The 15,695-nt window shown below is 39.5% G+C and carries 12 protein-coding genes; 10 read left to right on the plus strand and 2 right to left on the minus strand.

Annotated elements, in window-relative coordinates; translation table 11 throughout:
* Nucleotides 1–7 precede the first annotated feature (7 nt).
* From fnr to ORQ98_RS18400, 3 genes are all read left to right on the plus strand, one after another.
* Nucleotides 8–760, plus strand: a complete 753-nt coding sequence (gene fnr / locus ORQ98_RS18390) for a fumarate/nitrate reduction transcriptional regulator Fnr (RefSeq protein ID WP_274690272.1) — start codon at nt 8–10, stop codon at nt 758–760.
* Nucleotides 761–998: 238 nt separating this feature from the next.
* Entirely contained in the window at nt 999–1,541 is a 543-nt protein-coding gene (locus ORQ98_RS18395) for an adenine phosphoribosyltransferase (protein WP_274690273.1), read from the plus strand.
* Nucleotides 1,542–1,964: 423 nt separating this feature from the next.
* A complete protein-coding gene (locus ORQ98_RS18400; RefSeq protein WP_274690274.1) occupies nt 1,965–2,462 on the plus strand; it encodes a hypothetical protein in 498 nt (165 codons plus the stop codon).
* A gap of 131 nt (nt 2,463–2,593) precedes the next feature.
* Here the strand turns inward: ORQ98_RS18400 and ORQ98_RS18405 are convergent, their stop codons facing one another.
* Nucleotides 2,594–2,923 carry a TraR/DksA family transcriptional regulator gene (locus ORQ98_RS18405; protein ID WP_274690275.1) on the minus strand — a complete coding sequence of 110 codons (330 nt, stop codon included), beginning with the start codon at nt 2,921–2,923 and terminating at the stop codon, nt 2,594–2,596.
* 214 nt (nt 2,924–3,137) lie between these two features.
* On the opposite strand from ORQ98_RS18405, the gene ttcA reads away from it, so the two are divergent.
* A complete protein-coding gene (gene ttcA / locus ORQ98_RS18410; RefSeq protein WP_274690276.1) occupies nt 3,138–4,058 on the plus strand; it encodes a tRNA 2-thiocytidine(32) synthetase TtcA in 921 nt (306 codons plus the stop codon).
* Nucleotides 4,059–4,125: 67 nt separating this feature from the next.
* Here the strand turns inward: ttcA and ORQ98_RS18415 are convergent, their stop codons facing one another.
* Nucleotides 4,126–4,953, minus strand: a complete 828-nt coding sequence (locus tag ORQ98_RS18415) for a DUF547 domain-containing protein (protein WP_274690277.1) — start codon at nt 4,951–4,953, stop codon at nt 4,126–4,128.
* A 645-nt stretch (nt 4,954–5,598) separates the two neighbouring features.
* Between ORQ98_RS18415 and ORQ98_RS18420 the strand changes: the two genes are divergently transcribed.
* The 6 genes from ORQ98_RS18420 (at nt 5,599) to ORQ98_RS18445 (ending at nt 15,633) form a co-directional block, all read left to right on the plus strand.
* Nucleotides 5,599–6,204 (plus strand): Yip1 family protein, encoded by a 606-nt coding sequence (locus ORQ98_RS18420; RefSeq protein WP_274690278.1) that lies wholly within the window; start codon nt 5,599–5,601, stop codon nt 6,202–6,204.
* Nucleotides 6,205–6,279: 75 nt separating this feature from the next.
* Nucleotides 6,280–6,756: a SprT family zinc-dependent metalloprotease gene (locus ORQ98_RS18425; RefSeq protein ID WP_274690279.1), complete on the plus strand. Its 477-nt coding sequence runs from the start codon at nt 6,280–6,282 to the stop codon at nt 6,754–6,756.
* 539 nt (nt 6,757–7,295) lie between these two features.
* Nucleotides 7,296–11,021, plus strand: coding sequence for a hypothetical protein (locus tag ORQ98_RS18430; RefSeq protein ID WP_274690280.1), 3,726 nt, complete (start codon nt 7,296–7,298; stop codon nt 11,019–11,021).
* A gap of 751 nt (nt 11,022–11,772) precedes the next feature.
* Complete coding sequence (locus tag ORQ98_RS18435) at nt 11,773–13,215, plus strand: lipopolysaccharide biosynthesis protein (RefSeq protein WP_274690281.1); 1,443 nt, start codon at nt 11,773–11,775, stop codon at nt 13,213–13,215.
* A gap of 146 nt (nt 13,216–13,361) precedes the next feature.
* Nucleotides 13,362–14,501, plus strand: coding sequence for a carboxylate--amine ligase (locus ORQ98_RS18440; RefSeq protein ID WP_274690282.1), 1,140 nt, complete (start codon nt 13,362–13,364; stop codon nt 14,499–14,501).
* 4 nt (nt 14,502–14,505) lie between these two features.
* Nucleotides 14,506–15,633 (plus strand): acyltransferase family protein, encoded by a 1,128-nt coding sequence (locus tag ORQ98_RS18445; RefSeq protein WP_274690283.1) that lies wholly within the window; start codon nt 14,506–14,508, stop codon nt 15,631–15,633.
* Nucleotides 15,634–15,695: the final 62 nt, after the last annotated feature.

The raw sequence follows: 15,695 nt of genomic DNA on the forward strand, positions 1-15,695 counted from the left end.
CGTAACAATGACTGCCAAAGTAAAACCTATCAACCAAGTCGCTTGCAAAGACTGTATATTAAGCACCCTTTGCCTGCCTATTGCCTTAAAAATAGAAGATATTGATACGCTAGACAGCATTATTAAACGAGGCAAGCCGCTACGCAAAGGTGAGCATTTGTTTTTCCAGGGTGACACGTTCAGCTCTATCTATGCTGTTCGCTCTGGCGCCTTAAAAACCTACACCACCACTGATGATGGCGTTGAACAAATTACTGGCTTCCAGTTACCAAGTGAATTAGTTGGGTTAAGTGGTATTGATGATGAACATTATCCAGTATCAGCTCAAGCAGTTGAAACCACTATGGTCTGTGAAATCCCCTTCGAAAAACTGGATGAGCTGGCCAGTACTCTGCCTGAGCTACGTCGTAAATTAATGCAAATCATGAGTAAAGAAATTCGCGAAGATCAGCAAATGATGCTGCTACTCAGTAAGAAAAATGCCGATGAGCGGATTGCAACCTTTCTCTTAAACTTAGCTGCCCGCTTCCGTCGCCGGGGCTTTTCCTCTCAAGCTTTCAGACTCCCCATGTCTCGCAATGAGATGGGCAATTACTTGGGGCTTGCGGTAGAAACAGTTAGTCGTGTCTTCACGCGCTTCCAAAAAAATGGCTTAATTGATGCCAATGGTAAGGAAATTCTGATCAAGGATTCCATGACTATTTGCTCTTTAGCTGGGGGCAAACCTGTTAATCAAGCCAATGATTCATTAACAGGCTAACCTTCCTACCCAGCAAACTTAGGAACGTGCACGAAATAGCTGACAGTTTTGGCTCCAATCCATCCCGCTTGGCGCTATAAGTTTATTGGTGGTTAGGGCAAAAACTCGACATAAGCCCACTATGCCTTCTTTTTTGCGCCTTGCCAAACGAGCTTGGAGCAAAAATCCAGCAAGTGATTTCGTGCATGTCCCTTAGCTGGGAAAAAGCATCGATAAACCATTATCTGGAAAAATTATAATGATATTTGACGAATATTATGTAAAGTCATTAATCCGTAGTGTTCCTGACTGGCCCAGCCCTGGTGTCATGTTTCGTGATATTACTCCCTTATATAAATCACCAAAAGCACAACGAATGGTGGTTGATAGCTTCATTCAACGTTATGTTGATGCCGATTTTACCCATATTGGCGCAATGGAAGCTCGTGGTTTTTTACTAGGCTCGGTCATTTCCTATGAGCTGAATAAGCCTCTAGTGCTATTTCGAAAACAAGGCAAGCTACCTACACAAACCATTGCAGAAGAATATGACATCGAATATGGAAAAGCAGTGCTAGAAGTACAACATGATGCTTTTGAAAGTGGTGCAAGTATTCTGCTAGTGGATGACTTGATTGCAACGGGAGGCACTCTTCTTGCCGCAGCAACCTTAACCCGACAGTTAGGGGGTAGTATTTATGAAACAGCGGCCATTATTGACTTGCCTGATTTAGGTGGCAGTCAAAAACTCCAGGATTCGGATATTCCTGTTTATACACTTTGTGCCTTTGCTAAAGACTAGCAGGCCTGGCTGCACCAATGCGCGCCCATCAAAGGGTGCGCTGGTTATCGAAGAGTAAAGCTGTTACCGCTAATTTCACCGTCATTTAAATGACAACTCTGTCAGCTATTTGATCACTTTATAATTTTCTTGTTCATCTTGCTCAACAAACATCAGGTAGGTTAAAAAGCGAAAGTAATATTTCCACTACCGCTAACCCCATTCTTCAGAGCATTATCCTTATCAAACACTTTTTAACTTTTTCCAAGTAAAGCAAGCCGTTAAGTTGTGTATTTCAGTCTACACTAACCATAAAACAGGATTTTATTGAATATCAGTCATTTTTTTGTAATGAAGAAAAGGAATGCCAACAGCAGTAAAGGCCCATACTGGTCAAAAAAATGCATTAAAAACAATAAACGTAGGGAAAATGAGAGCTGAATAATGGGCATTTGTGCAGAAGAACTAAGACATTATGTCGTTCAACCCACTTTAAAGCAATTGCAAATCAAGCATTGCTTAGCAGAAAATTTGCTAATGGGGACAGCTGCTCAGGAAAGTGGGCTAGGCTTCTACCTACGCCCTAAAAAACATCATTCCTATGGCATTTATTGCATTACCCCTATTATGCATAGAAATATTTGGGATAAATATTTGGTTCAATTACCAGAACTGGCAAGTCAGGTAAGGGGATTGGCCAGCCAGCATGAATTTTTGGAAAATCCCCACCAAGAATTAGCCACTAACCTGAGTTATGCAACAGCCATTGCCTGGATGGTTTACCAGCGTGTCCCAAATTTTCCGACTAAAGGTGATCCATCCAATTTAGGGTTGTTAGGGAAATGCTGGCGCCGTTATTACCATGGTAAACCCCAGGCCTCATTAGACGACTTTATCCATAATTACCATCAGTATATCCTGGGTACTCCGCAAGCAGCCTGACGGTCTAACATAGCAACTGCTTATATTAATTACCGCAGTAGGTTGAAAATATAGTCTGTTAATATTTTATATTTACTTGCTGACTATTAACTTTTTAAGCAAGCGCATATGTTCCTGTATTGCCTATTTACTTAACCTGATAACTGCTCAGCACACTGAATACACAAATCCGTATAAGGCATTACCTTTAATCGAGCAGGTGCAATCTCCTGCCCACAATGACTACAAAACAGATACTCTTCATTATCAATACGTGTTAATGCACGCTGGACCTTGATTAACTCTGATAAAGTCTCATTACCTAGAGCATCGACCACCTCATCATTTTCACGTTCTTGTGCCTGCTCTGACCAGTCTCGGCTGGTGGGTTTTACTGCATCCCGCTTCAGTCGCGACAATCGCTGTTCCAACTCCACTTGTTTAGCCTGTAGTTGACGTTTTATGTCTTCATATAATGTCATGCAGTGCCTCACCACTTTCACATTCGTTATTAAAAACTGTTATTGACTTACTTTATCTAACTATAGCGTTTTCTAACGTTCCTATTGATTGGGCAAACAATACAGACAAAAAGTTTGCTTCTCTTCCCCTTACCCACATACTTTATTCTCATTAACAACAGGCTCAGGTATAATCAGCCCCCCATTACCTGGTTGCCTTCACTTAGCTGTAACGATGTCTATGCAAAAGCCAAAATCTGACAAACTCACCCTTAACAAGCTACAAAAACGCTTACGTCGCGAAGTGGGCCGAGCCATTGCCGACTTCAATATGATTGAAGACGGTGACAAAGTCATGTGTTGCTTGTCTGGTGGTAAGGACAGCTACACGCTGCTGGATATCTTGCTTAACCTACAACAACATGCCCCTATCAACTTTTCTATTGTGGCAGTTAACCTGGACCAAAAGCAGCCTGGCTTTCCCGAGGAAGTACTACCTAACTACCTAAATTCACTGAATATTGACTATTTAATTGTTGAAGAAGACACTTACAGTATTGTTAAAGACAAAGTACCCGAAGGAAAAACCACCTGTGCCTTATGCTCAAGACTGAGACGAGGTATCTTATACAGTACCGCAAAAAAGCTAGGCGCCACTAAGATTGCTCTAGGCCATCATCGTGACGATATCATCGAAACCTTACTATTAAATATGTTTTATGGTGGCAAAATGAAAGCTATGCCTGCCAAACTGGTTTCAGATGATGGCCAGCACATGGTTATTCGTCCACTAGCCTACAGCCGTGAAAAAGACATTGCCAAATACGCCAATTTGAAAGATTTTCCGATCATTCCTTGTAACCTGTGTGGCTCTCAGGAAAACCTGCAGCGTAAACAGATGAAAGCCATGCTAAACCAGTGGGACCGCCAGTTCCCTGGGCGTATTGAAAGCATGTTTCGTGCAACGCAAAATATCGTTCCATCACATATGGTAGACACAAGCCTGTTTGACTTTCAATCACTAACAACACAAGACCAGCCATTCCCTGATGGAGATCAGGCCTTTGACCCACCCAGCTTAGATTACCAAGCAGGTATTGATGAAAGCACAGATGCAGAAGAACAACCATCAGTGGTAAAGCTTATTTCACTGTAGCAGAACGCCCAAATAGCAAACACTATTCTAGGTTGGTATCACCTTACCAGCCTGTCATACTACTTTTTTACTTCTTCACTTCATTTAAATTCCAATCATATTGGTAGCTGATATCGCCTTTAAATTGCGCTAACTGCTTACGCAAAGCTGGCTGGGCATATTGCTGTAAGTGCTGTATTAAAGCAGTTTCGTTATCACCGAAATCAACCTGATACCAGTCGTATATTTTTGATAATACAAGCCCTTGCTTCGAAAATGAAACCCCTTTAGCCTGATTGATAAACCGTTTAGTTGCCGCCTCTAATACTTGCTCTTGATTATCTGCCGTTAACGCTTGAGTAGCTAAATCAGGGCAACCCAAGCTAGCACAATTGACCACATAGTGAATCCGCTGATCTTGCCAGATAGGCCTGAGAATACGGTGCTCAATATCATTCAAGGTAATTGCCTGGCCAGCAATACGAATAATTTCATCATCCCAAGGGCCAAAACTAAAAATGCCTTTACCCAGTTTTTTAATTGAGCTGACAGGGTAGTTATTCAACACCAATTGTACAGTCAACGCATTATATAAATTAACCCAATAAGCAAACTGCTCTTGTTTTTTATATTGGCGCGGATCAATATGACTCAGTTGTTCAATATAACGAGCCAACTGCTGTTTATCACTAGCACTCACTTCATTGTAATTAAACAAATGCCCCTCAGGTTTAACCACCAAGTGTTGGTTTAACAGCTGCTGCCATCGTTGATGGTTAATTTGGTGGCTATTTTGTTCATTACTGGTTTGCCAAAAATGCCATAAGTTGGCTTTTGGTGCCGCAACAGAAAGAGTAGGCTGACAAACGATCAATACAGCCAACCCCCATAATAAACCCCACAGCTTACGTTTCATTACAACCACTTATTAACCTCCCGATAAATTAAGCCTTCTTTACATTAGTAAAAGAAAGGTACGGTTTGATAACTCTTTCATTTTCAAACTAAAGATATGTTTTGTTCATAACTATTAGTCATATAAATAAGGAAAAAGGTTAATAATGTTTAAAAAAACGCTTTATAAGCACTGAAAACTATAACAAATCAAGTGACCCTGTAAGCTGATTTATTTATACTGAACCTGTTAACTGGATTTAACATAAGCTAATAAAAGAAATAAAAACGCATAAAAAACAAACCATAAACTAACAATAACAGGTACAAAAAGCAGCCATTTATACTGCTCCCTAAGTTTTAAGAGTAACCTAAATGTGGTGAAACAATTTTTTTGTTTTCCGTATGCTGCTTTCAAGAATCAACAAGTAGGGCATCCCCTTATCTATAGCCAATGCGAATGATTTTTAGGGGCGGCCGTCGAGCGATGAGGCCCCATGAGTTTATGTTTTTATACATGATTGGGGTGAAGGCAGTTAAATGCTCCTGCTGAAACTGCATTCCCACCATCCATGGTGGTCAGCGACGACAACAAACCCTAAAGATCCATTCGCGAAGGGTATGATGTCTACTTTACTTGATACTTAAAAAGCCAAGGAGGTAACACATGCTGTTAAATCACATCTGGGGGTTATTTACAACTCCCCAACAAGAGTGGCGGCTCATTCGTAATGAATCTAATTCAGTTAGTAAAATTTACTTAACTCATGTTCTATTACTTGCTGCGATCCCTGCTATTTGTGGATATATTGGCTTTACTCAAGTGGGTTGGTCAGTCGGCACCGACAAGCTGGTCAAGCTCACTGAAGCCAATGCTGCAAGCATGGCTTTGCTGGGTTACATGGCGATGTTAGCAGGCATTTTTGTCATGGGCTGCTTTATTCAGTGGATGGCCAAAACCTATCATGCCAATACTACCTTAAGTCAGACTATTGTCTTTGCCGCTTATACCGCCACCCCCTTGTTCCTTACCGGCCTGGGTGCTCTATTACCCAACGTATGGCTCAATCTGTTTCTTGTCATTGCTGGGGCCAGTTATGCAACCTACCTACTCTACACTGGTATTCCTGTTATGATGAAGGTACCCAAAGAAGTCGGTTTTTTATTTGCCAGCAGCGTGCTTTGTGTCGGGTTGGTGGTGCTCGTTTCAATGATCACTATCACCGTTTTATTTTGGGGCATTGGCATTGGACCATCACAAGTAGTCTTTTAATTTCTCTTGGCAGTTACAAGTCAACCGCCTACAATTGCCGAATAGATTATTCGGCAATTGATGTGTTAGTTAAAAATGCTTGAAGATGCAGTGGTTAAGCGAGTAAGAGTGTTAATCTGCCTGGCTGAAACCCGTTTTGGCAGAATGTTTCAAATGCCCACTATTCGCTTTGACCTAACAGGTACTTGTGCAGGTACTGCCGACTGGCTTAACAATGAGGTGCGCTTCAACGCTTTATTTCTAGCCCACCATCAACAACATTTTATTACTCATACCGTTGCCCATGAAGTAGCACACTTAATTGCCCCTCTCGTTTACGGCAGTCGCATAAAGCCCCATGGTAAAGAGTGGCAGTTCGTGATGATACAAGTATTTCGTTGCCCAGCAGAACGCTGTCATCAATATGACTTAGCGACCCTCAATAACCAGCGCCGCTACGATTGTCATTGTGCTCAACCCGTTTGGTTGGGGCCAATACAACATAAACGTGCTCAGCAAGGGACACGCTATATTTGTAAACAGTGTCGACAGCCACTAAAAGCAGCAGTGTGACTACAAAATACCATCAAACTCATCTCTTAATTCAGTCAAGTGATAACCACACTAATAAGGTATTGCTAATTAAGAAGATCATTTAAAGGAGTAAAAAGTTTATCTCAACAAACAAGTAACACACTGCACGTTATTTTTTAATGTCTATTTTTTATCACTAAAAAACTAATTTGAAGATTCTTTCTATTTAACAACTAATTTTTTAATCGGCTCATCCTTTATAAAAAAACCTATGTATTTATTCTCAAATAGTGCCATTTCATTGAACTAAGGGTGTCATTATTGGCCTACACAGGGAACAATAGCGCCAGGAACGTAGCGGTTGATTTAGCTCTGAGAGTTGATCAAATACCGAACAGGGAATTGAGTTAGCAAGTTCGCACAGGTTTTATTAATTGACTCATTAAGTTTATTAACTGAGTTGTTGGTTTTTTATTCGCTCTTGGCTTATATACCTAAGCTATATTCTGAACAATAAGTCATGCTTTGAACACATTGGCGCCAACAACCTATATTGTTAAATTAAAGGATAAGTGCTAATGAAATCGCCAGCGATATACATTGCTCTAGTCAGCATTTTGTCTCTCTGCCTGACTGGCTGTCCAGACTCAAGTAGCTCTAAGCCAAAACCCGATACAAAGACAACAGAACCTGATGCTCCTCCTCCATCATCACCTGTTGGAGATAATGATAATAATGACACTGAACCTGATGATCCTGTCGTCAATAACGATCCTCCTCCTGCACCAAGCCAACCCGCACCCGATACACCTGTGAAGGCTGGGGAAAAAATTACTGAAATTATTATTACCCACGCAGAAGGCAAACCACTGGCTGACTACATCACGTTTGGCCATGTATTTAAGCTTGGTGAAATTAGCGCCAACGAAACTGTGTTGCTAAAAAATGCTAAGGGCAATTTAATTCGCACTCAAGTTGATAAAAAAGCGACTCATCCTGATGGTTCACTAAGACACGCTATCATCAGTGCTAAAGTCAACCTCCACAACTCACAAGAAACCTTCTCACTATTTAAAGGAACTGGGGCCAATCCTGGTTCGCCCATTACCCGCGCTCAGTTGCAACAATATAATTTTGACTTAACCCTACGACTTGACGTTGAAGGTACTGCTTATCAGCTCAAACTGGCAGATGTGATTAAAAATGGTACTTTAGAAAAGCAGTGGCTTGCGGGTGGTATTGCTAATGAATTTATTTTTAGTAGCCCAATTAAAAACAGCCAGGGGCAGCCTCACCCTCACTTACATGCTCGCTTCTACCTGAGAACTTATGGTAGTAATAACGAAAAAGCCAAAGTTTCAGTGATTGTTGAGAATACCTATGCTTATCAACCCAATCCCCGCAACTATACCTATAATGTTACGCTGACCAGCCAGGGTAAAACCCTTTTACAACAAAATGCTGTTGAGCACTATCATCATGCCCGCTGGAAACGAGATGTTATTTTAAAGGGCAATGACCCTCTTCATATTGTCTTTAACAAAAATTACTTAATCAATACCAAAGCATTTCCTTTATATGACCCATCTATTCAAGTGGATGAATCAACGGCTAATAAGTACTACCAGAACTACCAAAAAAACAGTCAGCTAATGAATATAGGTACTGTGACAGCATACATGCCTACTACCGGTGGGCGTGCGGATATTGGCCCACTTCCAGGCTGGACCGCCAGTTATTTAATTAGCCAGGATAAACGACTTAAAAATGTCACCTTGGGCAATGCTAGCCAAGCTGGCTCCTGGTCTATCCACTATCGAAATAAGGAAACAGGTCAAGTCGTTCGGATTGATAAAAAGCCTTATGCAGGCTTAAAAGGAACCCCCCATGACTTTAAAAACCCCGAAACAGGAAAATCTGAAGCATTTCCTAACTGCTCGTCGTGTAAGAGTCCTTACAAGCCTGATAGTGCTCATCAGCCATCCTTAGCCTATCTACCTTACACTTTAACAGGGGATTATTATTATTTAGAAGAACTCCAGTTTTGGGTAACTTATAACTTACTCAACACCAATCCTTGGTATCGACGCAAAGGACAAGGTATTTTTAGAAACTTACAGATTCGTGGAGAAGCTTGGTCATTACGTACCTTAGGGCAAGCAGCATATATTACTCCAGACCACCAACGCTCGCTTAAGTCATACTTCAAGCAAGTGCTGGATAATAACTTATCTTATTTAGAAGATATGTATATCAATAAAACGGATAGCGACCGTAAAGGTAATGAAGCGCTAATCGACAACTTTGCTGTCCGCACGGGTACCAACCCTTTGGCTTATGATAACCAGACAGGCCTTGCGCCTTGGATGGACGACCTTCACACTTGGTCGCTTGGCTTTTTAAATGAACTGGGCTTTACCAAAGCCAAAAACATTCTAGACATTCGGGCTAAATTCAGTGTTGAAAGAATGCTTAACCCTGGATTTTGCTGGATTTTTGCTAGTAACTACAGCCTTAAAGTAAGGGATAATTTAGGCAACAAGCAATTCAAAACCTATCGTTCATTTGCTGAAGCATTTTCAAAAACAACCAGCATTGACTTAGCAAAACTGCCTTGCAACTCCAAAGGTATGTTTGACTACTATAATCAAAAAAATCAAAAAACGTTAAAGCTTGGGGAAATGGTCGGCTATGCTACATCAACAGAGGGCTTCCCTTCTCACCTTCAGATTGCATTAGCTGTTGTTGCCGACTCAAACTACTCCAATGCAATGCAAGCCTGGGAGACTTTTGCTAGTCGTTCAATGAAGCCTAATTACAATATAAGGCCTCAGTTAGCACTGGTTCCTCGCAGCCAATACACTCAAGCTGATGATATAATCAACACGCAAGGATCAAGCTATCACCCTGAAACCCCTAGTCAAACCCTAGTGGTCAACCCAGTTAATTTGCCGCCATCCAAAGATGATACAAATGATGATGACAACAATGATGACGTTATTATCATAGAAGACCCTGATGACCAGGTTGAAGCAGCCTTTCATTACTCCAGTTCAGGCACAGCCCAAGCCACCACCCTATCAAAAGCCAAAAGTGAGCAAAAGGCTAAAAGTGGCAGCAAGTCAGTGAGTAAGGTGACTGCTATTAACGATATTGTTAATAATATGAAGCCGGGGCAATGGTATTATGTCAATACCCATAACACCTTAGCTGACGTATTTCCCACAAAACCCCACGACAGTTGGGGAAACACAGGCCCAACTGCCGTGTTATCAGCATGGTCTGGTGGTGCAGTTGGTAATGGTCAGCTGCTACTCTGGGGTGGAGGTCGATCCAACTACGGAGGTAATGAAGTCTATAGCCTAGATTTAACAACCTTACAGTGGCACCAGCTAACAGAACCAAGCCTTTACTATCGCGACACACGAGGTAATTGTGTTGACCCCAACAATCAGCCAGTTGACAACTGCCTGACCATGGATCAAACCCCTACTGCTGCTCACTCCTATGATGCTGTTCAATATCTGCCTAACTTGGGAAAATTCTGGATGGGGCCTGGTACACTATATGGCCGGGGTAAAACGACATCACAGCAGCAATCATATTTTTTTGATTCTCAGTCCAGACAATGGACTCAACAACAAACCATCCCTCTATCTGGCAAACTAAGCTCAGCTTACGATAAACAAACAGGGTACATTTTAGTCGCTAATGGCAAAAAAATGGTTGCTTATGACCCTGTCAACAACCAAATAAAGCACAAGTCGCCTACAGGCCCTGACTTTGGAGGTGCTTCACCAGCAGGTTTTGCCCCAGACCGCCGACTATTTATTCAACTTCTTGATTCACAAGTCAGCTATTATGACCTATCTAATATGAACTGGCATAATTCAAGTAGTAAACTACCAAAAATTAAAACCGCACCCCTGTATATCATTCAAAATGGTAAACGAGAGCGCTTTCAATTGGGGCAAGGCCAACTGAAAGAGGAACCGACTTCACTTCGCCACTATGGAATTGATTACGATACAGTTAACAGAGTATTCGTATTGTGGAATGGTAGCAGTAATACCATCACCTTGAACCCTGAAACTTGGACACTCACAGAGCATCAACCCACGCTGACAGGAAATACCCCCAGCCAATATAATCACCAGGGAAATCGAAAAGATCGAGGCATTTTTGGTCGATGGCGATATGTGCCTGAGTGGAGCAGCTTTATTGGCTATAATGATCAAAACCAAGGTCTGTGGCTATACCAGCTGCCCTACCAGACATATAACACTGTTGCAATACAGAAGTAGTTTTTAGCATGTGTACCCCTTAGCTGATCAGTTATCAGATACTGCAACCCTTACAAGCGAGATAATACCTAGAGCTACAGATAAATTCCTTAAATTAAAACACCGCTTCCTAGTATTTAGGTTTTACTTAGAGAAAGTTAAAACAAGAAGTTGAACATTTGTTCTGTCAAGCCAGCAAAGAATAGGCTGTGAATTACTATTGACTTACTGAAAAATAAATTCATGGAATGAGGTAATTATCTCTATGTAATTAAGACAATACAGGAGCAATAAACTGCCATCACTCCAGCCTTTTAGGTTATCTAAATTCCTAGGGTAAGTTGCAATTGTAAAACTTGCTCTAAATAACCCTACACTGTATGTGTATGCCTCTTTATTTGCACACCTAAAAATGACTCATGATAGGTATACCCTTCATTAAAACTCACAAAGTTTAACCGGTAGTTTTGGTGCAAACTTAAAATATCGACTAGAACAGAAGAGCACTTATAATGTATTGATTTGTAAAGCTAAACTTAGTAGAGTAGGCTCCAGTGTAACCGTTGGTTTTATATGAGCTTAAGTTTTCTGATATTCTCTTTATAAGTATTTTATGTTAGCAGGCTAAGCAAAACTAGCAATGTTAAAATAGTAGTTAACTAAGCCATAATACAACTCAATCTTTACATGAATAATATTACCTACTTTTTGCTATACACTTTTGGAAAGTCAAATAAAAATCTACTATAAGTTTTTTGTTTGCACTCAACTTATGGATAAAACGTTTACACAGAAAGCCAAGACTGCATTATTCTGGACTGCAACCGCAAGGTTTGGAGCGCAGCTATTCTCTTGGGCATCAACATTTTTAGTTATTCGCTATATCAACTCAACTGCTTATGGCATTATTAGTTTAGCTGAAATTTCATTTTCATTATTCGTACTCATTAGCAGTAACGGTCTAGCTGAAAGTCTTATCCAAACCAAAGAATTATCAAAAAATCAAATACGTAATTTATTGGGATTTTATATCCTTATATGTGCAAGTCTTTTTATAGTTCACATTTCAATTGCACGACCATTGACCGAATACTTTTCAGAGCCTGCACTTTTTGAGGTGCTAATAGCTTTGTCCTTTACATTCCTATTAATACCCTGGATTGCTTTACCTTCAGCCCTACTTTCAAGAGAGATGGACTTTAAAAAGAAGTCCATTGCTGATCTGATAGCATCTATACTATCAGCAACCATTGCCCTGACTATGGCCATCAATAACTTTCAACATTGGGCCTTAGTAACGTCTATGATATTTATGTTTGTTTACCAAGCTATCAGCTATTGTGTGATTGCAAAATTTATCGTAGTCCCTAGCTTCCACTTCAGTAAGATAAAGCATTTTATTGCTTTTGGTAGCATTATTACCCTTACATCAATCATCTGGTCTCTTTACACTAAGGTTGATCTACTGATTGCTGGCCGGTTCCTCACGACAGAACAAATTGGAATCTTTGCTGTTGCTGCTAGCCTGGCAATGTTACCGATGACTAAACTAATTCCTATTATTGGACAAGTCGCTTTCCCTCTATACTCAAAAAAACAACAAAACCAACATGAAATTAAATACTATTTTCTCAAGAGTCAACGTTTAGGAGGGATCATTTCATTCCCCATTTTTTTCGGAATGGCTGCTACTGGATATTACACATTACCTTTAATTTTGGGAGACAAATGGTCAGATACGGCTCTTCCCTTCACGTTACTTTGCCTTGTAGTACCTCTCAGATTCTCAATGAACCTCTTCTCTCCAGCAACTAAAGGCATTGGTAAACCCAAAGTCAATCTGGTTAATACATTAATTATGATAACCAGCTTATCAATAGGAGTAATAGTCTTTATAGACCATGGCATTTTAGGTTTAGTGTTAGCTTGGCTAGTAGTAACACCCATACAATTTATCTTATGTACCAATATATCATGTAAAGCACTAAATATACGTTTCAAAGAATTTATACAAAGCTTATTACCAGGCTTTTTGGCTAGCACAGTCATGGCTATTTTAGTCTTATCATTTTATTTTAAAACATATGGATGGTTATCAGATTTTCAGATATTTATAGCTGCTATCATCATCGGCTCTTTAACATATCTGGCTTTTTTATCGCTATTTTTTAAAGAAACATTAAAAGAGTTAACTTCCTTTTTAAAAACCAGTTGATTCTATATAAGCAAAGCAAGGGAAACTGTTTTTTCATCACAAACCAAGATAAAAAACCATTTATATTAACGCAAAGCGAGAAATTTGTTACTTCCTAGTATTAAAGAACTTCTCTATTCTCAGCTGCATAAAAGAGATTTACAAATATGAAATATCCTGTCGTTATTATTGGAGGTGGAATAAATGCTCTGGGTGTTGCTCGTTCACTTGGTCCGTATGCTCTTTGTACACTGGTATTCAGCGGTATAAATTCACCCGCATCACATTCAAGATACGTAAAGCCACATCCAGTAGCCTCTACTTCTCTTCCCTCACTAGTTGATGACTTATTAACGTTAGCTCAATCATTCAAACAGCAACCATTACTGATTATTACTGAAGAAAAGGCTGTCTATCAAATTGCTAAAGCACAGAAAATACTAGCAGAACACTTTCTTATTAATTTACCAAGCATTGAGCTAGTCAGTCATTTACAAAACAAAGCTGATTTTTATCAGATTGCACGTAAACATAAAGCGCCAGTACCTGATACAATGACGATTAGCAATGAAGACGATATTCATAAAGCACACAAGATGCAGTTCCCCTGTGTTTTTAAACCTTTAGAGCAAAATGCAGAGTACGGCAAAAATTTTAAGAAAGCATATAAAGTTCAGTCTATTGACGAAGTCAAACAACTATACAAAAGAATAAAACCCATTCTAAATGACATGATCTTACAACAATGGATAGAAGGCGATGATAGTGATCTTTATTTTTCTATCATTTATTACGATCAATACTCTAATCCAGTATCCTCATTTACTGGTCGTAAATTACGCTCTTGGCCAGTGAATGTTGGAGGAACAGCTAGTTGCATCAATGCACCAGAAACAGCTCATATTCTTGAACCTATCTGTCATAAGTTTTTTAAGGCTATTCAATACAAAGGCCTGGTTGGTATGGAATTTAAAAAAGATAAAATCTCTGGTGAATTTATCATGGTCGAACCAACTGTTGGGCGTACTGACTTTCAACATGAAATCGCTACTTTATCAGGTATCAATATACTGAAGTCTATACTATATCATTTTCTAAAACGTCCAATACCCCAATCAAAAAATTCACCTTCTCCCATCGTATGGCAAGAGTTTATCTCTGATTATCTTTCTATGAAGGAATCTGGAAAAACCGGTTTCCCAAAGCATGCTAAAATTTACCAAGCAATAAAACGATGGAACGACCCTATGCCTTATATTCATCAATTATTCACCAGACTCAAGAACAAATTAGGACTTAAGGGATAACGTCTTGAACAGAGAACACTCAATATATCTTGATTTATGTCGCTTTCTTGCAGCATTAGCCGTTGTGCTGTCGCATATAAAGCAATATAAATTTTTGAGCCCTGAACTATCCGAGTATTTACCTTCTGCAGGTCGTGATGCCGTAATTATTTTTTTTGTTTTATCAGGATTTGTAATTGCTTACACGACAGATCAAAAACAACCTACAATCAGTGAATATTTAACCGATCGTGCAACTCGAATATATTCTTGTGCGCTTCCCATCTTACTGCTAGTAGTCACCATAGACTTAATAGGTATTCAATATAATAAAGAAGCCTATGCGGGACTCTACCAATATGAAAAATTACACCTATATATCCCATTTCATTTATTATTTCTTGGCGAAATATGGACCTTATCCGAACAACCATTTACGGTACCGCCATATTGGTCTTTAGGATACGAAGTTTGGTATTATATCTTATACATTCCCATATTCTTCTTGAAAGGAAGAAAAAGAATCTTTACTTTAATGCTATTACTTGTATTCGTGGGCTACAAGTTATGGCTTTTATTTCCACTTTGGCTTGCTGGCGTTTGGTTATATAACAACCGGTCTCGTTGGCAACTATCGAATATTCAAAGTAAACTGTTTTTCTGGCTACCAGTATTAATTTATTTTATATTTAAAACTCTTGAACTAGACATTGTATTAGTCAAAATAGGGAGCGAAATTTGGCCCTTCAAAGATAGCTTTCCTCTTGGTAGTGCTGCTAAGTACTTGTCAGACTATTTTGTAGGTATTCTGACACTAATTCACTTATACTCAGCTCAATTTTATAAGTTATCATTTAAACATTCCCTTTCCCAAATCATCACTAAGCTAGCTGCTTATACATTTACACTCTATCTGGTTCATGCTCCCATTATTAAAACCGTGGAATACCATATTAATTACAATAAAAACAGTTGGTTAAACTTCCTTGGCATTTTACTTCTGATAGGATTTATTACTTTTTTCATTGGATTTATTACTGAGCACCAAAGATATCGTTTTAAACCATTATTTGCAAAAGCCATTAATACTTTTGCAAATATCACTATACTTTTTTCATCTAAGCGGAATGAGATATACCCCACTAAAAAATAGCCTTATACTTTTAGCGAATGAATTTTAGAATTTACTATAGACAAAACAAATGACCCTTAGAA

The organism is Spartinivicinus poritis (assembly GCF_028858535.1).
Classification (GTDB): domain Bacteria; phylum Pseudomonadota; class Gammaproteobacteria; order Pseudomonadales; family Zooshikellaceae; genus Spartinivicinus; species Spartinivicinus poritis.